This is a genomic window from Calothrix sp. NIES-2100, assembly GCF_963875285.1.
Classification (GTDB): Bacteria; Cyanobacteriota; Cyanobacteriia; order Cyanobacteriales; family Nostocaceae; genus Aulosira.
On the sequence record NZ_CAWNLA010000001.1, the window covers coordinates 8,603,141 to 8,621,938 of the forward strand.

20 protein-coding genes and 1 pseudogene are annotated in these 18,798 nt (G+C 40.0%); 13 read left to right on the forward strand and 8 right to left on the reverse strand.

Going from position 1 to position 18,798, the window contains the following annotated elements; translation table 11 throughout:
• Positions 1-99: 99 nt before the first annotated feature.
• Positions 100-741: a hypothetical protein gene (locus tag AACU32_RS35005; RefSeq protein ID WP_096606831.1), complete on the forward strand. Its 642-nt coding sequence runs from the start codon at positions 100-102 to the stop codon at positions 739-741.
• A 188-nt stretch (positions 742-929) separates the two neighbouring features.
• Positions 930-1,478 (forward strand): CAP domain-containing protein, encoded by a 549-nt coding sequence (locus AACU32_RS35010; RefSeq protein WP_096606833.1) that lies wholly within the window; start codon positions 930-932, stop codon positions 1,476-1,478.
• Between the two features lie 47 nt (positions 1,479-1,525).
• On the opposite strand, the gene AACU32_RS35015 is transcribed toward AACU32_RS35010, so the two are convergent.
• Positions 1,526-1,954: a hypothetical protein gene (locus AACU32_RS35015; protein ID WP_096606835.1), complete on the reverse strand. Its 429-nt coding sequence runs from the start codon at positions 1,952-1,954 to the stop codon at positions 1,526-1,528.
• A 636-nt stretch (positions 1,955-2,590) separates the two neighbouring features.
• On the opposite strand from AACU32_RS35015, the gene AACU32_RS35020 reads away from it, so the two are divergent.
• Together AACU32_RS35020 and AACU32_RS35025 are read left to right on the forward strand one after the other, a co-directional pair.
• A complete protein-coding gene (locus AACU32_RS35020) occupies positions 2,591-2,995 on the forward strand; it encodes a hypothetical protein (protein ID WP_096606837.1) in 405 nt (134 codons plus the stop codon).
• A gap of 409 nt (positions 2,996-3,404) precedes the next feature.
• Positions 3,405-3,602: a hypothetical protein gene (locus tag AACU32_RS35025; RefSeq protein WP_096606839.1), complete on the forward strand. Its 198-nt coding sequence runs from the start codon at positions 3,405-3,407 to the stop codon at positions 3,600-3,602.
• A gap of 109 nt (positions 3,603-3,711) precedes the next feature.
• On the opposite strand, the gene AACU32_RS35030 is transcribed toward AACU32_RS35025, so the two are convergent.
• Complete coding sequence (locus tag AACU32_RS35030) at positions 3,712-4,209, reverse strand: acyl-CoA thioesterase (protein WP_096606841.1); 498 nt, start codon at positions 4,207-4,209, stop codon at positions 3,712-3,714.
• Between the two features lie 238 nt (positions 4,210-4,447).
• Between AACU32_RS35030 and AACU32_RS35035 the strand changes: the two genes are divergently transcribed.
• Positions 4,448-6,517, forward strand: coding sequence for a CHAT domain-containing protein (locus tag AACU32_RS35035; protein WP_096606843.1), 2,070 nt, complete (start codon positions 4,448-4,450; stop codon positions 6,515-6,517).
• Between the two features lie 171 nt (positions 6,518-6,688).
• Here the strand turns inward: AACU32_RS35035 and AACU32_RS35040 are convergent, their stop codons facing one another.
• The 4 genes from AACU32_RS35040 to AACU32_RS35055 all read right to left on the reverse strand — a co-directional run bounded on the left by AACU32_RS35040 (position 6,689) and on the right by AACU32_RS35055 (position 9,919).
• Positions 6,689-7,036: a DUF1815 family protein gene (locus AACU32_RS35040; RefSeq protein WP_096606845.1), complete on the reverse strand. Its 348-nt coding sequence runs from the start codon at positions 7,034-7,036 to the stop codon at positions 6,689-6,691.
• Between the two features lie 895 nt (positions 7,037-7,931).
• Positions 7,932-8,147, reverse strand: a complete 216-nt coding sequence (locus AACU32_RS35045; RefSeq protein ID WP_096606847.1) for a DUF2839 domain-containing protein — start codon at positions 8,145-8,147, stop codon at positions 7,932-7,934.
• 28 nt (positions 8,148-8,175) lie between these two features.
• Positions 8,176-8,313: a hypothetical protein gene (locus tag AACU32_RS35050; protein ID WP_339378544.1), complete on the reverse strand. Its 138-nt coding sequence runs from the start codon at positions 8,311-8,313 to the stop codon at positions 8,176-8,178.
• A gap of 34 nt (positions 8,314-8,347) precedes the next feature.
• The gene (locus AACU32_RS35055) at positions 8,348-9,919 is read right to left on the reverse strand and encodes a helicase C-terminal domain-containing protein (protein WP_096606849.1); all 1,572 of its coding nucleotides are present in this window, start codon (positions 9,917-9,919) and stop codon (positions 8,348-8,350) included.
• A gap of 138 nt (positions 9,920-10,057) precedes the next feature.
• On the opposite strand from AACU32_RS35055, the gene AACU32_RS35060 reads away from it, so the two are divergent.
• On the forward strand, positions 10,058-11,020 hold the full coding sequence (locus AACU32_RS35060) for a M48 family metallopeptidase (protein ID WP_096606851.1): 963 nt from the start codon (positions 10,058-10,060) through the stop codon (positions 11,018-11,020).
• On the opposite strand, the gene AACU32_RS35065 is transcribed toward AACU32_RS35060, so the two are convergent.
• Positions 10,995-11,372, reverse strand: a complete 378-nt coding sequence (locus AACU32_RS35065; protein WP_339378545.1) for a hypothetical protein — start codon at positions 11,370-11,372, stop codon at positions 10,995-10,997. The two genes, AACU32_RS35060 and AACU32_RS35065, sit on opposite strands and share 26 nt — an antisense overlap.
• A gap of 458 nt (positions 11,373-11,830) precedes the next feature.
• Here AACU32_RS35065 and AACU32_RS35070 point away from each other — a divergent pair, with 458 nt between their 5' ends.
• Complete coding sequence (locus AACU32_RS35070) at positions 11,831-12,232, forward strand: hypothetical protein (protein ID WP_096606853.1); 402 nt, start codon at positions 11,831-11,833, stop codon at positions 12,230-12,232.
• Positions 12,233-12,431: 199 nt separating this feature from the next.
• Here the strand turns inward: AACU32_RS35070 and AACU32_RS35075 are convergent, their stop codons facing one another.
• Positions 12,432-14,189 carry a GUN4 domain-containing protein gene (locus tag AACU32_RS35075; RefSeq protein WP_096606855.1) on the reverse strand — a complete coding sequence of 586 codons (1,758 nt, stop codon included), beginning with the start codon at positions 14,187-14,189 and terminating at the stop codon, positions 12,432-12,434.
• 137 nt (positions 14,190-14,326) lie between these two features.
• On the opposite strand from AACU32_RS35075, the gene lysS reads away from it, so the two are divergent.
• The 6 genes and pseudogenes from lysS (at position 14,327) to AACU32_RS35105 (ending at position 18,683) form a co-directional block, all read left to right on the forward strand.
• Positions 14,327-15,859, forward strand: coding sequence for a lysine--tRNA ligase (gene lysS, locus AACU32_RS35080; RefSeq protein WP_096606857.1), 1,533 nt, complete (start codon positions 14,327-14,329; stop codon positions 15,857-15,859).
• Positions 15,860-15,992: 133 nt separating this feature from the next.
• A pseudogene (locus AACU32_RS35085) lies at positions 15,993-16,202 on the forward strand (hypothetical protein); the annotation flags it as partial.
• 420 nt (positions 16,203-16,622) lie between these two features.
• Positions 16,623-16,952 (forward strand): hypothetical protein, encoded by a 330-nt coding sequence (locus AACU32_RS35090; protein ID WP_339378546.1) that lies wholly within the window; start codon positions 16,623-16,625, stop codon positions 16,950-16,952.
• Positions 16,930-17,367, forward strand: a complete 438-nt coding sequence (locus AACU32_RS35095) for a CHAT domain-containing protein (RefSeq protein WP_339378547.1) — start codon at positions 16,930-16,932, stop codon at positions 17,365-17,367. Before AACU32_RS35090 ends, AACU32_RS35095 begins: the two co-directional genes overlap by 23 nt.
• A gap of 109 nt (positions 17,368-17,476) precedes the next feature.
• Entirely contained in the window at positions 17,477-18,172 is a 696-nt protein-coding gene (locus AACU32_RS35100; protein ID WP_096606859.1) for a hypothetical protein, read from the forward strand.
• Positions 18,173-18,215: 43 nt separating this feature from the next.
• The gene (locus AACU32_RS35105; RefSeq protein ID WP_096608319.1) at positions 18,216-18,683 is read left to right on the forward strand and encodes a hypothetical protein; all 468 of its coding nucleotides are present in this window, start codon (positions 18,216-18,218) and stop codon (positions 18,681-18,683) included.
• Positions 18,684-18,798: the final 115 nt, after the last annotated feature.

The window sequence follows — 18,798 nt, forward strand, 5'->3', positions numbered from 1 at the left end:
AAAAAAGGGCATATAATCTGTAAAAAATCAGGTTTTATGCCGCTTTTTTTGCGCTTAGTTTCCGATTTATAGTTTACAAAATTTCAAATACCAAGAACAATGAAAAATTTCCTACCATTGTTACTAAGTGTAGCTTTAGTTAGTAACACTGTTGCTTGTAGTAAGCCAAGCGATCGCACTGCTAATACCACTAATTCTACTCAAACCACCAATACCAGTACTAATACTCAAACATCACCAGTATCCATCCCAGCAAATACCAATCTAGATACAGTTCTTCAACAAGAGTTATCAACTGGTAAAAATACTAATAATGAGCGCTTTAGTCTTCGGGTCAAAGACTCTGTAAAGGGTGTAAAACCTGACTTAAAAGATGCTGTAATTCAAGGACATTTAGAAAATGTAGTCAAAGCAGCCAAAGGGACAAAAGCTAAGTTAAATCTAGTTTTTGATGAAATTACCTTCAAAAATGGCGAAACTTATCCCATTGATGCGGCTTTAGTAAATACTCAGGTAGAAACAAAAACTAAAGGCAAATTCATTCAGAATGCTGGACTAATTTTAGGCGGAGCTGTTGCAGGTCATTTTATCGGCAAAAAAACCAATGTGAAACATGGTGGTTTAGCGGGTGCTGCTGCTGCGAGTGCTTATGTTTTATCTAGTCCTGGTGGTGAAGTAGTTCTCAAAAAAGGCACAAAAGTTAAGCTGAAGCTCAAATCTGCTCTTAACAATCCGCAATAAAAAGTAATCAATAATAACTGCTGTCACGGAAACACAAAGGCGCACTGGCTTACTGCTGTGCGTCTACAGTTGTTCAAAACTACGAACTCATTCTCGATTGAATTTTGTTAAATTTGAGGTTGAGATGAGACATCAAGCAGCAAAAAGTGACTAAAAAACTGTACCGTAGTGGACTGCTGTCAAGTCCAATGCTGTTCCATTGGATAATTAAGGCATTAGGGATAGCGATCGCACTTTGCTTAACCGGATGTGACCAAGCGATCGAGTATTTACCACCCTTACCCAACATTGAAATACCATCCAAACAGCCGCCACAACCGCCACAACCTGCTCAAACGCCCCAAACTGCCGAAATTGAATCACAAGTTCGCTCTTCAATCAACCAAGTACGCCAAAAAAATAGACTTCAATCCTTAAAAAATAATGAAAAATTGGCGCAGGTAGCCAGAAACTACAGCCGCCAAATGATAGAAAAAAACTTTTTCAGCCATACCGGAGTTGATGGTAGCACACTCTCTCAAAGAGTCAGCGCTGGGAAAATCTCCTATTGGATAGTGGGAGAAAACTTATTTAGAAGTAAAAATATTCCTCAGCCTGTATCAGCAGCAGTTGAAGGTTGGTTAAAAAGTCCCGGACACCGAGAAAATATTCTCCGTCCGGTGTTTAGAGAAACAGGTGTGGGAGTGTGGCGCAAAGGTAATACCTACGTAATTACTCAGTTATTTTTGCGGGGTTAACTACAATCTCCCCATCATTATCTGTTGATCCATTGGAACAACTACTATTAGTATCTGCTACTGGGTAAAATGAGAATATCTATCATTTCACCCACAACTAAGCCCAATACTGCTAATACTGTTAAAATCAAAAATGAATCTAGTTTCCTAAAACCTGCAAAACGCATTTCTAAATCTGCTAAAAACGTCGTTGCTAATGGGATGAGGAAAAGACTGTATATTATTGACCAAGTTGCAATAGTACCAATCGAGATACTTAAAAATAAGATAATTACTAAAGTTTGAGAGCCAAAAGTCAACAACCTCTCTAACCAAGAGATACTTTTTCTCGCGATAGCTATAGCTACACCAGCGATAAAACCTCCCGCCAACCAAATAATGTGATGAGCAGCAAGATACCATCCTAAAAGTGTATAAGCTAGCCAAAGTAATGCCAAAGGCATCCAGGGCATCGTGTTGTCAAAGTTTATATTCATATCTATTTACAAATTCAACTTTTGTCCAGTAATTGAACCTATCTGTTTTAGCGGTTATTCAATTACTTGACTGCCATGATAAAAATATTTTTCTTGCGTAAGTGTAGGGGAGAAAATAGTTATTATTAATCAGCAGTGAAATTGTTTATTTTCTAGACTTATATACTCAGTTCTATTCCATCTAAAAAACTGCCAGTATTACACCTGAACTATCTGTTAATTCCTATTAGAGTGTCTATATATGATAACATAAAAACTTAGATTGGCAAATTCAACCATTGATTTATTCCTTTAGATGTATAACTATAAATAACAAGCAAAACTCTCGACAGATATACGATAACTTCTGTTTTGCTAAACCTATAATTGAAGCCTTGCATTTTCAAACTTTAACAAGCCAGTACGAGATTTATCAAACTTAGTTTAAATTAGTAAAGATTTTTAATGATTTGCCACACATCTATTGGACAAAATCTACTGCCCCTTTGCAGATAAAACTTCTATTTGATTTTTGAAAAAATGACCTGCTAGAATCACACCTTTATTTCTCTATTCTCTGTAAAAATTTCCCTGACTCTAACCCTGTAATTTCCCGAATCAATTTGGTCAAACTAATAATAGTTAAAGGTAGATAATATGTCTATTGAGCTTATTCTACAAAAGAATCTAATTGCCGATGAAAATATTCATCAAGTAACACGAAATGATGTTAAATATGAGTCCGGCAAATCCGAGCAACCTACTAGAACCGATATTGCTATATCTTTAACTCCTTTGGCTTTGGTTATTAGTTGTATGGCTTTTTTTCTCCTTTTACGCAAACATCAAACATCAACAGATCATAAAAAAAGTTTTATCATTAATAGCTTAACTAAAGTTCCTTGTAAAAACTGTCAATATTATGCTAACAACCATTATCTTAAATGTGCAGTCAAGCCTGATATTGTGATGACAGAAGAGGCTAAAAATTGCTCTGAATATTCACCTGATAAAAACAAATCTGTTAAGAAAAATTTATTTGGGAGAAATGATAATTCTTAGTAAACTCCAGCTTGGCTTCCCCAAGCTAGTAGTTCACCACATAAGTTATGACAGGTTGCGAGGTGTCAGATCCCCGACTTCTTGAAGAAGTCGGGGATCTCGCAGCCCAGGAAAATTAATGCGATAGACTACTAGGTAGCTATCGGTGGATTTGGCGATGTCTAACGACGCACTTTATTCTGATTTTTCCGGGTTTACAGGCCAGAACTAGAATTATTTACATATCTGTAGCAAAAATTATTATTTTAAATTTCAACTATTCTGACCGTTGATGGTATAATGCTCAAAATCATTGGTCTCAAAAGCCAGAATTTAATTTTTGCAGTCGTAATTGTTAGCCCAATAAAAATTTAACCTTTCCGAACGAAAACCCTTTTAAACAAGGGCTATTTTTCAGCAATTTATACCTATGATTCCTACCTTAATTTTAGCTTGGATCGTATTTGCAGTATTGTGGAAAATCTTAAAAACGACTGTAAGAACTGCATTGACTATAGCGGCGATCCTAGTTTTATTACAGATAAGTTTTGGCATTACTCCCCAAGATATTTGGGATCAGATCATTAATTTGCCACAAACTTTGTCCCAGATGCGCAATGGTAAGTAAGAAAGATGAAGGATGCATCCTTCATCTTTCTTATTTAGGCGATTTACAGGAATAAATATACCGCCGCCGTTGGTTTCGACTTCTGGTATTTTCTTTCTCGGAAATCACCTTATTTATGTAATGTGGAAATCTTTGCTAGTGCATCCTTGACACTTGCAGGTAACTGGCGCATGATTTTACCTCTTTGGCGATCTAATGCGACTAAAGTCACTTTGGCGGTGGTATACAACTGTTGTTCATCAGTTGAAACAATCGCATAATCCCAGTTGATTCGCACACCAGTCACATCAGCCATGCGTGTTTTGACTAAAACTGCCGTACTTAATGGAATAGCACGATGATAACGCAGGGAAAGTTCTACAACTTGTAAATCACAGCCTAAATCTACTAAATCGGCATACTCAATCCCAATAGATCGCAAGCATTCTATCCTTGCTTCTTCCATCCAAGCTATATAAGTACCATGCCAGACAACGCCTGCATAATCGGTATGGTGAGGTTGCACTCTGACAGGATAGGCAAACCAATTGTCAAATGCATGATTTAATGGACTGTCAATGGCACTAGTTGGTGGTAGTTCTGGTTGACTTGGTTTTCCTCGTGACATTGTTAAATTTATCAGTACGTATGAATGTACATCTTATAGATTATGCCTTGTCAAAGCACAATCTTTCTCAATGTAGATAAAAAGCTACAGGTGCGACCGAGAAGCCGCAGGTTCCGTTTCTGTTATAATAGTATAAATATATTGAAATGCTGAGTTAGCTTTGCTCACTCAGGATGATCAAAATACGGTAATTTATTAATCTCAGATTTACGCTCCCAAAAATTGGGGGTGTTTTGTTATGCGGTATTATTTTCAGCTATACAGTATTGTTGTGACTACTCTTGTGATTTTGCTTTCTGGGTGTACTTCCCCTGGAAACAAACAGGTAAATACAAATGTCAGCACACAGCAAAATTCTCCAGCAAACACTCAGTCTTCAGTTAATAATCAGCCAGCATCTCAAATCAGATTGCTCAATGAAGAAGCGGTGAAAATCTCTGAGCAAGGTGATTTAAAAGCAGCATTACAGAGATTAGAAAAAGCATTAGCCATTAGCACAGAAACGGGAGAACGTTTTTGGGAAGCGGTAACTTTGAACAATATTGGCAGAATCTACCAAAAACAAGTTAATTACTCCCAAGCACTGGCATCATATCAGCAAGCTTTATTGATTAACAGAGAACTTGGCGATCGCGTCCAAACTGGTAAAACTTACAGTAATATCGGGTACTTGTTTGATATTCAAAACAAACCAGAATTGGCAATTTTCTTCTATAAGCATTGTCTAATTAATCGGGAAATGGCGCGGCTAAATCCATCATTGCTTTCTGCACCCCAACCCGATGCTTATAGTATCACTGTTGCCCAAACATATCGCATTTTGGCTGACAAACTGCTGAAACAGGAACGTGTAGCCGAAGCACAACGAAGTCTGGATCTGCTGAAAGTTGAAGAACTACAAGGGTTTCTTCAGGGGGTGCGTGGTAATGAAGGGACTGCTAAAGGTATTGATATCATCCCACCAGAAAAACCCACTAAACAAAAATTAGATCAAACCCTGGATAATGCTGTAGAACTGGGTAAAGAATTAACAAAACTCCGGAAAATTCCCCCCGAAAAGCGATCGCCACAACAAAAACAACGGATCGAGCAATTAGTATTAACTCAGCAACAACTCTTAAAACAATTTAACGATTTTATTGCCAGTCCACCAGTCAAGTCACAGTTGGATCAAATTAGCCTCACAGCCAAGGGGCAAAATTTAAATTTGGCGAATATAAACGAACTCCGGGATAATTTGGCGAAATTACCGCAAAAATCTTTATTAATCTATCCCTTAGTGTTGCAGGATCGCTTGGAGTTGGTAGTAGTAAGTCCGGAATCTGTGCCAATTCATCGCACCGTTGCTGTCACACGGGAACAACTGAACCAGGCGATCGCAGGGTTCCGCCAAGATTTAAAAAGTTCTCGTGCTAAAAGTGCTAAACAATCTAGCAGCCAGTTGTATAACTGGCTGATCAAACCAATAGAAAATGACATTAAACGTTCAGGTGTAACCCAACTGATTTACGCACCAGATGACCAGTTACGCTATATTCCTTTAACTGCTTTATATGATGGCAAGCAATGGCTAATTGAGCGTTTTAGTGTCAATTACATTACTGCGGCTAGTCTGAGTAACTTCAACACCCCACCAAAACCAAAATTCCGGGCTTTAGCTGGTGCTTTTACCAAGGGTAACTATCAAGTCCAAGTCGGCGATCAACGGCTGAATTTTTCTGGGTTAGCATTTGCTGGACAAGAAGTAGACAATATAGCCGCCACGATTCCCGGAACTCAAAAACTGATTGACCAAGCCTTCAGTCCCCAAACTACCATACCGCAAATGGATGATTATACAATTGTCCATTTAGCAACCCATGCTGCTTTTGTGGTGGGTAAACCAGAAGATTCATTTATTTTATTTGGCAACGGCGATCGCATTCATCTCAAAGATGTAGCCAATTGGTCTTTACCGAATGTAGATTTAGTAGTGTTAAGTGCCTGTGAAACCGGCTTGGGAGGTAAATTAGGTAACGGTGAGGAAATTTTAGGGTTTGCCTACCAAATGCAAAAAACAGGCGCTAAAGCAACTATAGCCTCTTTATGGTCTGTGGATGATGGTGGTACGCAAGCATTGATGAGTGCTTTTTACACCCTATTATCCTCAGGTAAGCTCACAAAAGCTGAAGCCTTGCGACAAGCACAAGTTGCATTAATTACCGGGAAATCCCAGGTGAAAAATCAGAATATTCCTATAGCCGCCGGTACTGGTCTGAGTCATCCCTACTATTGGGCCCCATTTATTTTGATTGGTAATGGGTTGTAATTAGGGAGATTATTGACTGTTGACTGTTGACTGTTGACTGTTGACTAGTAATGGTGAATAGGTAATTTATGAGTCAGAACTTACTCATAATTACCAATTCCCAATTACCACATAGCCATTGATTAGCCTCTTGTGATGGATTTTATAATGCCCCATTAGATGCCAGAATCCTTAATACTTCTTGGCGAGGGCTTTATTTGTTGTCGTAGAAGCTGGTGCAGCTTGCTTGACGAGATTAGCAAGTTCCTGTAACTGGTTAATCGCTTCCGCACCTTCTAGCTTCATTAATTCGCGATCATCTCGCATTTCTGTCCAAGTAATCCCGTAGTCAGATACTAAAAACCGAATTAAATGATTATCTCCCAAGCTCACCATAAATGAAGCGCTATTCATCTGGTCGCCGCAGGTATAACAAGACGCAGGATAACCGCGTCGCTCCAGTACTATTGCCAAGGCTTGCAGGTTCATTACCAAGTCTTGAACGAATTGCCGATGTTGATGCGCTAGTCTCAGAAACACTTTTGTCCTCCAGACACCACAGTCATTTGTGTAACTTTTATATTTTCTTTAGATTTTCTCATCCATTGGTATTGTAAACTATCCATTACAATAACCAGAAGATTACGTAGACTTTTGTTGACTACCTTGCTTAGGGTAGTGGATAACGGTTTTAAGTACCGTATCAAAGTATTCAGTTTGCAAAGTCATAATATCCGACAGAATTGCCAAATTTAAGATTGTCTTTATGCGCTTCTGTCAGGTTAGATGCTTACGAGAAGGATTCCGCTTTAAGAGTAACTCAAATTTGTCACTAGTCAACCATATAAAAGATACATATTATATTTTTCTTGACTAGTGTAGCCAAATCTTTTACAGATAAAGGCTTTGACCCTGATTTTTGTAGCCTGAATAACATAGGATAGCTTAATAAGTCAGTTTCTTCTCTGACATCTGCTTGGTATTGCCCAAGTACTTAATCCGCCGAGTTGCATTCTCCTCAATCTATGGCGTTTGGCAGATGACCGTACAACTTTGAGATTTGTTATTCCCGACAGCTGAATAATTTAACCATTTTCGATTATACATTCGGTGTATCGTGAGCTTAATGCCAAATGTAAAACCTAAAATTAATAGGTTTCATACTGAGAATAACTCGACTCAGACAACTCATGTTGCCATTTAGGCAAGTTTTCAGGACTTTTGTAGAGTATAGCGAAATTGTTGCATAAGCTACTAAATTTTTTTTTAATTATAAGTAAACGTTACACAAAATACAGAAAATTTAATATTTAAGCGTATTTTTGCGGTCTACCTGGAAGTTTTGCTCATTGGTTAAGCAAGTGTCAAATAGATTAGGGGCACAATAAATGTGCCCCTAATGTGTAATTCCAGATTTACAACCAGATTGGCGGTGTTAAGCAACTACTTGCCACCAACCAAAAGCAGGGCCAATAAAACGGATGGTTACCCAAGCAACAACCATACCGACAATACCAATCCAAGCAGCACGAGTAGTCCAACTGACAAATAGTTCAGCTTGGGATTTGGAAATGGGAACCCAGGGTAAGATCCGAGTATCTTGACCGTAGTTTTCACCTAGTGTGTTTTTACGACGTTTTGCTTCACCCATAATCAGCAATTTAAATTTCTAATTTCATTTAAGTTTTTGGTGGAGATTGGCAGCCATGCCTGTGGCAAGCCCTGTGGTCTACGCACTTGCCAATGACATCTGTGAGATGATGATAGCCTTTGCTATGGGGCGATCGCGCGGCGGTTGACAAAACGTAAATTGTCATTGGGCATTGGGCATTGGGCATTGGGCAATACAAATTAAGCAGAATTTTCTTCGTTGGGATGGGAGAACAGGCTGGGATCGAGGTAGTTAATCCGTGCTAGGGGACTCAGAGCTGCGAGAATTTGCGCACCATAGCTGCGATTGACTACACGCCCATCAAGTAAAGCCACAATCCCTTGACTTTCGCGCACAGGAGCCACGGCTCGTTGCAATTCATTCAAAGCTGTGGGCAATAAGTATAAACGAAACCAATCTTGATGCGATCGCTTATAATGAGCCACCCGAAGAGCTACTAGGGGACTTTCTAAAGATGGCAAGGGCAAAGTTGCAATAATTAACAAATGGGGTGCGGGTAAAACTCCTTGATGTTCTCGCCAAAATTCCCAACCACAAACCAAAATCCCATTGTCATCGAGGCAAGTTTTTTCTACCTGCACCCGTGAACCAAACTCAGCAGCCAGAATTGCTCCTGCTTGAGCTTTGAGTGGCACGTCCCCAATTAACACCACTGTTAATCCTGGTGCAGTAGCACCCAGACATAGTAGAGTCCTAACTTTGTGAATAAACGCCGCTTGAAATTCTGGTGTGTTCGGTAAAGGTAACTGATAGGGTACATACAGTTGAATAGCATCTGTTTGGCTATCACTAGAGAACTTCAAGCAAGTGACATCCTCCAACCCCAAACGCTGACGGAACAGGGGAGCCTCCGTTTCTGGTTCTAAGGCGCTACCAACAAAAACTACAGGTTGTCGCTGCCAAATCTCTGAGACTATTTTTCCTAGTTCAATGGGGGCGCAGTGTAACGAAAATAAACCTTGACGACGGGCAATAGTTGCCCACAGGAGGGGAGGAGATGAGGGAGATGAGGGAGATGAGGGAGAGGGATTTTCTTTGAGATTTTGGAAGTAGTGCCAAAAATTTTTCCAAGCATCGGGAAGTTCAGCTTGATCTAACGCTGAATAGAGATGCTGCAAAACCTCTATTTCTGGTTGGGAAATGAGATAGCACTCATAAGGATTAGCCGGATGCAGGAAACATTCCTTCGTCAGTTGCGCTCGTGCAGAGCGAATAATTTCCGCTTGTTCCGGACAAGCCAGCATGAGTTGATCCCAGTCATGGGGTTGAATATTTTGGGTAAGTTCTTGACGTACCCAATCTTCCAAATCGTCTACCCCATCAATAATCGTGGGAATCCCTACAGGAAAATGTTCCCCATCTGCGAATTGTCTGCTTAACCAAGCGGCTGGGGTAGTTAATAGTAGCCCTTGGAACTCCGCACCAGGCCAATCGTCACCAGTTCTAATTGGTTTTTTGGTTTGCAGCCACTGCTGTAGCCGAGGAATTTCGACTTTTAACAACCGTTGCTGCACTGTTTGTGGTGCCACAATAATTACAGGGCCATACCACATCAATGCCGAGGCCACAAAACTAGTGCGATATCGTCCTTGATAGCCACACACAGCCCCGACTTGAATTAAGGCGCTACGTCCCAAACGCAAGGCGCGTGCTACCAACCTTGCCATCGTCAAATGATGGGGCCAGGAAGGGAAACCCGCCTGCGATCGCAAAAAGTTATGTAGTGACAAATGAACTTCTGCCTCAATCACACGCTTCTAATCCCATACAAAGTGACTTTTACTTCCAAATAGCCCCATTTCTATTATCTTGTCATTAGTCATTTGTTATTTGTCCTTTGTAATTGCAAATGACTAATGACTAATGACAAATCACCAATTACCTGAATTATGCCAACTTACACAGGAATTTCCAGCGAAGCCTTTAGGCATCCACTGGATCGCCAAGCCGAGCAAGCTTTACGCAATTTACCGGGTTTTGATTTGATTGCCCGTAAATTTGTGGAATTTATCTATGAACGCCCACAGTTAGTTTATCTAATGGGTAACACCATCCAAGTTGGGCCACGTCAATACTCCACTATTTACCAGATGTTTCGCGAATGTGTGCGGGATTTGGATATTTACCCAGAACCAACACTTTTTGTCTTGCAGAATCCCGAAGCAAATAGCTATGCTTTGGGGCAAGAGAATCCATACATAGTCATAAATACAGGGATACTAGACTTACTAGACGAAGTCGAAATTCGGGCGGTGCTAGCCCATGAACTGGGGCATATTAAATGTGGTCATACTATTTTAATTCAAATGGCGATGTGGGCGATGAGTGCTGCTTCTGCCTTGGGTGAATTAACCTTTGGCATTGGCAATGTTGTGACTCAAGCCTTAATTTTCGCCTTTTTTGAATGGCGGCGCAAAGCGGAGTTGTCAGCGGATCGGGCGGCGCTGTTAGTCATCGATGACTTGAATCCAGTCATGTCATCGATGATGAAAATCTCAGGCGGTAGTATCAAATATGCCAATGAATGTAGTTTACAAGAATTTATCCAGCAGTCAGAAAATTATCAGGCATTAGATACAGATGCACTCAATCAAGTCTACAAATTCCTGATGTACAATGGCTCTCAAGGAATGATGCTCACCCATCCTTTTGCGGTGGAACGCTTGCGGTATTTACGGGAGTGGGCAGTATCCGCAGAATTTCAGCAAATTCGCCAAGGTAATTATCAGCGATCGCCTGCATCGGGAGCAGTCAATGTTCCATCCCAAACCCCGGAAAATGATGCCGAAAATTTGCGCCGCCAAATTGAAGAATTACAACAGGAAATTAACCGCATGAAAAACCGTGAGTAACTTTTGTTACTAAGCAAAAGGGAAATCGACGATTGGCAAACCCAATTACTACATTGGTAAACCCAATTACTACATTGGTAAACCCAATTGCTATATTGGCAAACCCAATTACTATATTGGCGAACCCAATTACTATATTGGCAAACCCAATTGTTATATTGGCAAACCCAATTGCTATATTGGCGAACCCAATTGCTATATTGGGAAACCCAATTGCTATATTGGGAAACCCAATTGCTATATTGGGAAACCCAATTGTTATATTGGGAAACCCAATTGCTACATTGGGAAACCCAATTGCTATATTGGCGATCGCATTTATTGATTTTTTGACTGGAATTGCTGATAGCATTAACAATTTTGCTCTCAGAGGATGTTTGAAAAGTCCTCTTCTCGGTAGCAAAACATTCTATATCCCCCATTATCCCCTTTTTTAGGGCGACTTTGAGAGATTTTCCTCCTGGGAAAGGGGCGGTAGGGGTATCTAAAAGTGCAAAGTATACTAGAAACCTCACTTCCATTCCTCTCTCCTACAAGAGGCTTTGAAACCCCCCTTCCCTTCTAGGGAAGGGGGGTAGGGGGGTTAGGTTTTTGAGGCTTCGGTGTTAGCAATAATACTTTTCAAACAACCCCTAAGGGTATTGCTCACAAGTTAAAGCTGTACGGCAGTTTACATAGGACTGCTATATGGTAAACTTTACTCAACGCACCCCAACTATAGCAATCCGTGTAGGAGTTGTGAAAATTCCCTACTTCCAGATCCCCGACTTCTCAAAGAAGTCGGGGATCTAACTGATCAAGAATAGATTTATGATAATTAAATTGACCAAATCTCTCTTTGTATTAACTTATATTGTTATTCTGGTATTTTTTCTCCCGGAAATTGCCTTAGCATTACCAGAGCAAATTAACACAAGAGCTAACTTCATTGTTGCCCACACTACTACTTCATACTCAGAAATTGAGTTAACTCCTTTACAGCGCCAAAGGCTTCAGGCTGTGCGTCAAAGAAGAAATAGAGAAATTCAGGCTGTTTTAAACTCATCTCAACGTGCCCAACTTGCTCAAGAATTACATAGAGGTAATAACCTTAATCAAGGGTTAGAAAAGCTTAATTTAAAACCAGAACAGCAAGAACTAATCAAAGCAATATTGAAATTTACCAACCTAAAAATAAAATTTATTTTTCCTAAAAATCCACCGGCAATATAAATATAGCAATCCCACATAATTAGTCAAAAAATTAAATTTATTCCCTGTTGCTTAATTCTATAAGTAAGTTTACAAATTACATAGGAATGCTATATTTTATATAGCTGTAGCCAGATAGATTAGGATATCAAGCTAAGATAAAACCCTGACAATAAAGGGCTTTCAAGTCAGTCAACGGTCAACAGTCAACAGTCAACAGCTATATTTCACAAGTTTGCAGGCGATAGTAAAAATTGTACCAACCGCCGCAGTTGTTAACTTCGGTTATGGGAAATAACTTTGTAAAAGCAAAAGGAAGATGGCCTATAGGAGCATCAAGTCCATAGATTATTTCCTCGTCGTTAAGCCCATTCTCATTTACTAACCAGCCAACAAGTTCAACAAAATCTTTACAGTTAAAGTTCACATCTTTTTGGGAGTGACTGAGTGTTTGCCAAATACATGTTTGAGTACTAAAACCGAAATGGTAATTACTATAATTTAACCAGAGCTTATCAATAATGCGCAAATCTTCGCAAGGAAAATGATCAATAGATTCACTAGACAAAAATAACTCATCGCTCATTGCTTGCTCTAAAGTTAAGTTTTGCTTGTATTGAATTGCGAGATTGAGTAGAATTCTGCTGGTTTCTTCATCGGCTTCTTTCCAGTTTTTTTCTGATAGTAGATAACGCAGTTTAGAGTAATAGATGGCTGATTTAGTATTGGAGTTAGGAGCTTCTGACTCACCTATTGTCCAATCTTCTACTGGGATGAACAAATTTTCTCCTCCTTTATCTTGCTCACCAGCTGCTGTATATTTATCCTCAGTTAAATGTTGTAAATTTTCCTCAAAAACAAGTTTTTGCTGTAAATAAATATCTTTAATAGTATCAATATAAGGACTCAGCAAATCTGATGACCATCTGCCCACTGCCAACTCTGATTGTAAATTAAATAGTTGTGGTTCATAGGTATGATTAAGATGTAGGTAATACCAATCTGTAATAAAAGCTGCTAGCAATTGGTGAATGGTCACAATGATTTGTCGAATAGTGCGAATAGCTCGTATATCATCATGATCTGCTGCTTGTAAAGATTCCTTGACTTCTTCCCAGTTCCAAGCCGGCATGGAAATTTTAGTAATGTTACTATTTTGGGGATGCCAAAAATTTGCATGAAAATAAACTTCGTAATCAGTGATATTGCTGTGCAATACTACTGTTGGGACAGGAGCTAAAATTTTCTGTAGTTGGAGGAGGTCTACATCAGTAATCGAACGGATAAAAAAGTCACTATAAAATGCAACGGGACATAAATTACTGTTGAGTGGATAGTCCTTATGTAAAAAAGCTTTTAACTTCTCTGGTAATTCTATTGGTAAGTCGTGTTGCAAAGAAGATGGGCAATTTTGGCTAACATTTGGAGGCGAAACCAAGACAACTAAACGGTATTTTTCTTGCCCTTCAGTTAAGATATTGTAACTTTGTTCTTGACTAAAAATAGTTGCTAAATTTTTCTGTTCAAATAATTTACGGATATCTTTTAACTGGTACTGGATTTGATTAGCTTGCCATTCTAGCAACAAATCTACAAGTTCTTTGGTAAATTGCGATCGCAACTGTAAAGATAGCTCATTGAGAGTATTATTAGAAGCTTGTTGAGATTGGATTAGTGCTTCAATATAGCGCGTCTCATCCTTGAGAGTCGATGGTAAAAAAGCTGAAGTACTGTAACCACTAGCTATTTCTTCTAGTTTCCGTGCAACGCTAGCAGCAGTATTTTTCAGCAAGTTTGAGAGAATATGATCAATTGACGCAGGTAAGGGTATAACTTTTGCCGGGTTAGCCATAGAGGTAGATGTTATTGCATCGGAAAATCCACTCTGTTGTAGCCTGTTAGCAGCAAAGGTGTCACTAATTCTTTTGGGAAAGGGCATTGGGCATTGGGCTTGTGGCGGGACACGGGCATTGGGCATTGGGCATTTGTTATTTATCTCCCTTGTCCTCCTTGTCCCCCTTGTCCCCCTTGTCCCCCTGCCCCTTTTTCTCCTTGAAAGTCCCAGCTACTTTTACAGCATCTATAATTAATCTTGCCCTATGAGCGTTCGTTACCATGTCGGAAGAAGATATCCGTGCCGCGAGGCTGGAAAAAGTAGACCAGCTAAAACAGCTAGGAATGAATCCCTATGCCTATCGATGGGAATCTACCCACCATGCAGCGCAATTGCAAGAAAAATTTGCTGATTTACCCAGTGGCGAAGAAGTTGATTTAGAAGTTGCCATTGCTGGACGTATCCTAGCGCGTCGTGTTTTTGGTAAATTGGCTTTCTTCACTTTGCAAGATGAAACAGGTACTATTCAACTTTATTTAGAGAAAAATCGCATCCAAGAAAGCATGGCAGATATTGATGCTGATGCTTTCAATCACCTCAAGCAACTTTCAGATGCAGGCGACATCCTGGGAGTCAAAGGTACTATCAAACGGACTGAAAAGGGCGAGTTATCTGTCTACGTCAAACAATATAGCATCCTGACCAAATCCTTATTGCCTCTACCCGACAAGTGGCATGGGTTGACGGATGTGGCAAAACGCTACCGTCAGCGTTATGTTGACTTGATTGTCAACCCTGATGTACGCAAAACTTTCCGCCAACGCGCCCAAATTACTGCGGGTATTCGTCGCTATTTAGAACAGCGCGATTTTCTGGAAATTGAAACGCCAGTTCTGCAAAGTGAAGCTGGGGGTGCAGATGCACGTCCGTTCATCACCTATCACAACACCTTAGATATGGAGTTGTATCTGCGGATTGCCACAGAACTTCATCTCAAAAGGTTGATTGTGGGTGGTTTTGAAAAGGTCTTTGAGTTAGGGCGAATTTTCCGCAATGAAGGAATTTCGACTCGACACAACCCGGAATTTACCACAATTGAAATTTACCAAGCCTACGCCGATTACAACGACATGATGGCGCTGACAGAGGGAATTATTACCACTGTCGCTCAAGATGTCCTCGGTACGCTGCAAATTACCTACCAAGGGGAAGCTGTTGATTTGACACCACCTTGGCGACGGGTGACGATGCATGATTTAGTTAAAGAAGCTACAGGTTTAGATTACGATTCATTCCCAACCTTAGAAGAGGCAAAAACAGCCAGTAAAAATGCGGGGATTCCAGGTGTAGATGAAGCTCAATCTATTGGCAAGTTACTGAATTTAGCCTTTGAAGAAAAGGTAGAAGCAAACTTAATTCAGCCTACCTTTGTGATTGACTATCCCGTAGAAATTTCGCCCTTGGCTAAGCCACACCGTTCTAAACCTGGTTTGGTAGAACGGTTTGAGTTATTTATAGTTGGGCGGGAGACAGGTAATAGTTTTTCAGAACTTACCGACCCCATTGACCAAAGAGAACGTCTAGAAGCACAATCCGCGCGCAAAGCTGCTGGCGACTTAGAAGCCCACGGCGTTGACGAAGACTTTTTGACCGCTTTGGAATATGGAATGCCACCTACAGGCGGATTAGGGATTGGGATTGATAGGTTGGTGATGCTATTAACTGATTCTGCCAGTATTCGGGATGCGATCGCATTTCCCCTACTCAAACCCGAAAAATCTGATTCATCCCCAGAACCAACAACTGAGCAATAAGTAAAAACCAAATCAGCAAAAAAACCTGTATAAAGACGAAATATCGCATTTCTACAGGTTTTTTACTTGATATTGCTATTAATATAGTCGTAAAATATGCAAAATTAACTCATTTTTTGAGGTATGGTGTTTTTTGCAAGCAAGAGAAATTAAAGACAGACTAAAGTCATTGATTGAGGAAGCATCTGCAATTGACCCCAGGTTAGCGAATAGATTAGAAGAGATAAATCGCTGGGTGAAAGATGTCAAACCGGGTTCGCTGACAGCTAAAAGATTTGTCATCCTATTTTTGCAACAAATGCTCCAAGATGCTGAAGTTTGGCTGAGACTTAAATCATTACCATTGAATACGCCGAGCGATCGCGCTCTAAACGCCTGGTAGACTTAATGGCAAGTAACGACGGGAGCATCCCACTTTTTTGAATGTCATTGCGAGCGAAGAGAAGCAATCGCAAAATCCTCCAACTAAGAGCGAGTCGATGCGATTGCTACGTCGTTCCTCCTCTCTTCGAGACGCTTCGCGCTAAGCGAAGCTATGCCGTTGGCGCAGCCTCTCGAAGAGAAGGCTTTACGCAATGACAGTTATTATCTCATTAGACCTCTTGCATAAATATTTTTTTGTCTCACGCAAAGGCGCAAAGGCGCAAAGAAAAGCTTCAAAAGAAGGACTTTTGCAAGAAGTCTATTGGAAAATAAAAACTGAGATGCACCCAGTAACGACCTCTACCAAAGCGGCGAAATTCCCTCAGAAGTCAAGGAATTATTGCAGCAGTATGAAGAACTGCAACAGAAAATTGATCAAGAACGCGATCGCCCAAAATTCAAAGATAACGGTAGTCAAACACGCGCTACATCCCAAGCTTACAACGAAGCGATCGCATCCTTGGAAGCCCAAAAACAACAAGTTTGGGAAAATCTCAGACGCTTAGATCCTGTGCTAGCTGGCGAAATTCAAGTTAGCAACCCTAATTTTTCAGCAATACAAAAGCTAATTGACCAGCCAACCACCGCTATTCTCAGTTTCTACTCTACCGATAACGACACCCATATTTTTGTCCTGCGAGAAGAATTTGGGTATTCCTTCCCTAACTGATGATATTCTCACCCTCTCCACAGGCTTTTTGTGTGCTGGTGCTAGAAGGGTTGTCAGTACTCTATGGGCAGTAGATGATTTAGCAACAGCAGTATTTTCGATATTTTACTACGAACACCGACAACAAGGTAAAAGCCGTCCTGAAGCTTTACGACAAGCGCAAATCTCTTTACGTAGTTTAAGGAAAGAGGATGTTAAAGAAATTTCTCCAGCAGCAGAAGCCAGGGAAAGAGAACTGATAAATAGTAGAAAACAATACAGCAGGGGTTCAGTAGAATATCGTGATTGGGAGCGTGAATATAAGATGTATGCAAGATTTAACCGCTTAATTAAAGCAATCGAAAGTGCTACAGAAGAGTTTCCCTTTTCACATCCTAGCTACTGGTCTGCTTTTATCTGTCAGGGTTTAAGATGATGGGCGATCTCCTCCCAGATTTTGCGTTTTTACAAGTTCGGAGTGGAGAATGCTATAAAATAATCTTAAAATTCCTGCTACCTACTCCAGTTTTGAGGTTTATCATTATTTGCAAGCCAAAGAAATTAAAAATCAATTAAGATTACTTATAGAGGAAGCATCTGTCATCGATCCGGGTTTAGCGAAAAGGTTAGAAGATATAAATCGCTGGGTTAAAGATGTTAAGCCTGGTTCCCTAACGGCTAAAAAATTTGTACTTTTTTTTCTACAACAAATTATTAAGGATTCTCTGATTTGGCTGGATATCCAAGCCTTAGAATCAGAAGAGGAGCAGGAACAGTATTATGCGCGCATGACGCCAACGGAATATTATTGGTATAGGTATTTATTTCCCAAATGGCTCAATCAACCCGATCCAAAATTTTCTATCTGGAAACAAAAATTGATGGCGGGGGAATTTCATCAAGCGGATATCAATATTCTCAGAGCGATCGCTACTGATATCGCCCATCGGGAAGGTACCTTTTGGCATTGCTATATAGCCGACTTTTCAATGGCAACTGATATAATTGTAAGTAATAGAGAGAATCAACCACTGTGTATTCAAATTACGAGTCTCTCGGATGAATTTTCTCAAGAAAAGTCTGATAATTGGGAAAATACCTTGCAACGCTGGGGCATAAATAGAGGTTTGTTCTTAAGTTACAACCCCCACATTACGGATTTTGTCACTCAGGTAGTGAATATATCACTATATAACAGCGATCATTTAAAAACGGGCATTTATTTAAGATTTAGCTTATAGTTTTAGGTCATTTTTTTCACTGTCTTAACCAAAATACATGATTATGGGGACACAAAGATCAGTTGCACCTCAAGAAAGATTCGCAGAATTTTTAGAGCATTTAGAAGCAGCTAGAGAATTACAAAGAAATTGGATGAATTATGGACTTGATTGTGTAGACATATATGTTGAGGATGTGGATGGAGACTGGTGGGAAAAGTGGGAGGAAGAAGAACAGCAGAATTTTTTAGACTTAGTGATTGAGTTTCTGAAAAGTGATGACTGGATTGCGGTAAAAGTCCGCCAGCAACTAGCCAACAAACCAATTACAGAAATTGCCGAAAAGCTAGAAAAATACTATAGTTTCCCAGAGTCAGAGCGGATTTTTGCTCTCAAGAATTTTTTAGCAGGTAGGTTTATAGAAGAAAATACCCGTAATATTAGTAATAATTTTGAAGAACTTGAACTTTGTGATTTAGTAGCAAAACTTTTAAATAAATTGCAACAAATGTCCGGAAAAAATCAGAGTTAATACGTGTCAATTTAAGCTAAAAGCCTATCGCTTATCCCGAAATACCGCCGTCACCTCCGGGTGCGGCTAATCTTACAAAGCCTGCCTTCGCAGGCTTTGTAACGATAGCCGCAGG

Coding starts and splice junctions, on each gene's coding strand:
- AACU32_RS35005 (WP_096606831.1), top strand. CDS start 100: ATGAAAAATTTCCTACCATTGTTACTAAGTGTAGCTTTAGTTAGTAAC.
- AACU32_RS35010 (WP_096606833.1), top strand. CDS start 930: ATGCTGTTCCATTGGATAATTAAGGCATTAGGGATAGCGATCGCACTT.
- AACU32_RS35015 (WP_096606835.1), bottom strand. CDS start 1,954: ATGAATATAAACTTTGACAACACGATGCCCTGGATGCCTTTGGCATTA.
- AACU32_RS35020 (WP_096606837.1), top strand. CDS start 2,591: ATGTCTATTGAGCTTATTCTACAAAAGAATCTAATTGCCGATGAAAAT.
- AACU32_RS35025 (WP_096606839.1), top strand. CDS start 3,405: ATGATTCCTACCTTAATTTTAGCTTGGATCGTATTTGCAGTATTGTGG.
- AACU32_RS35030 (WP_096606841.1), bottom strand. CDS start 4,209: ATGTCACGAGGAAAACCAAGTCAACCAGAACTACCACCAACTAGTGCC.
- AACU32_RS35035 (WP_096606843.1), top strand. CDS start 4,448: ATGCGGTATTATTTTCAGCTATACAGTATTGTTGTGACTACTCTTGTG.
- AACU32_RS35045 (WP_096606847.1), bottom strand. CDS start 8,147: ATGGGTGAAGCAAAACGTCGTAAAAACACACTAGGTGAAAACTACGGT.
- AACU32_RS35050 (WP_339378544.1), bottom strand. CDS start 8,313: ATGACAATTTACGTTTTGTCAACCGCCGCGCGATCGCCCCATAGCAAA.
- AACU32_RS35060 (WP_096606851.1), top strand. CDS start 10,058: ATGCCAACTTACACAGGAATTTCCAGCGAAGCCTTTAGGCATCCACTG.
- AACU32_RS35065 (WP_339378545.1), bottom strand. CDS start 11,372: ATGCTATCAGCAATTCCAGTCAAAAAATCAATAAATGCGATCGCCAAT.
- AACU32_RS35070 (WP_096606853.1), top strand. CDS start 11,831: ATGATAATTAAATTGACCAAATCTCTCTTTGTATTAACTTATATTGTT.
- AACU32_RS35075 (WP_096606855.1), bottom strand. CDS start 14,189: ATGCCCAATGCCCGTGTCCCGCCACAAGCCCAATGCCCAATGCCCTTT.
- lysS (WP_096606857.1), top strand. CDS start 14,327: ATGTCGGAAGAAGATATCCGTGCCGCGAGGCTGGAAAAAGTAGACCAG.
- AACU32_RS35105 (WP_096608319.1), top strand. CDS start 18,216: ATGGGGACACAAAGATCAGTTGCACCTCAAGAAAGATTCGCAGAATTT.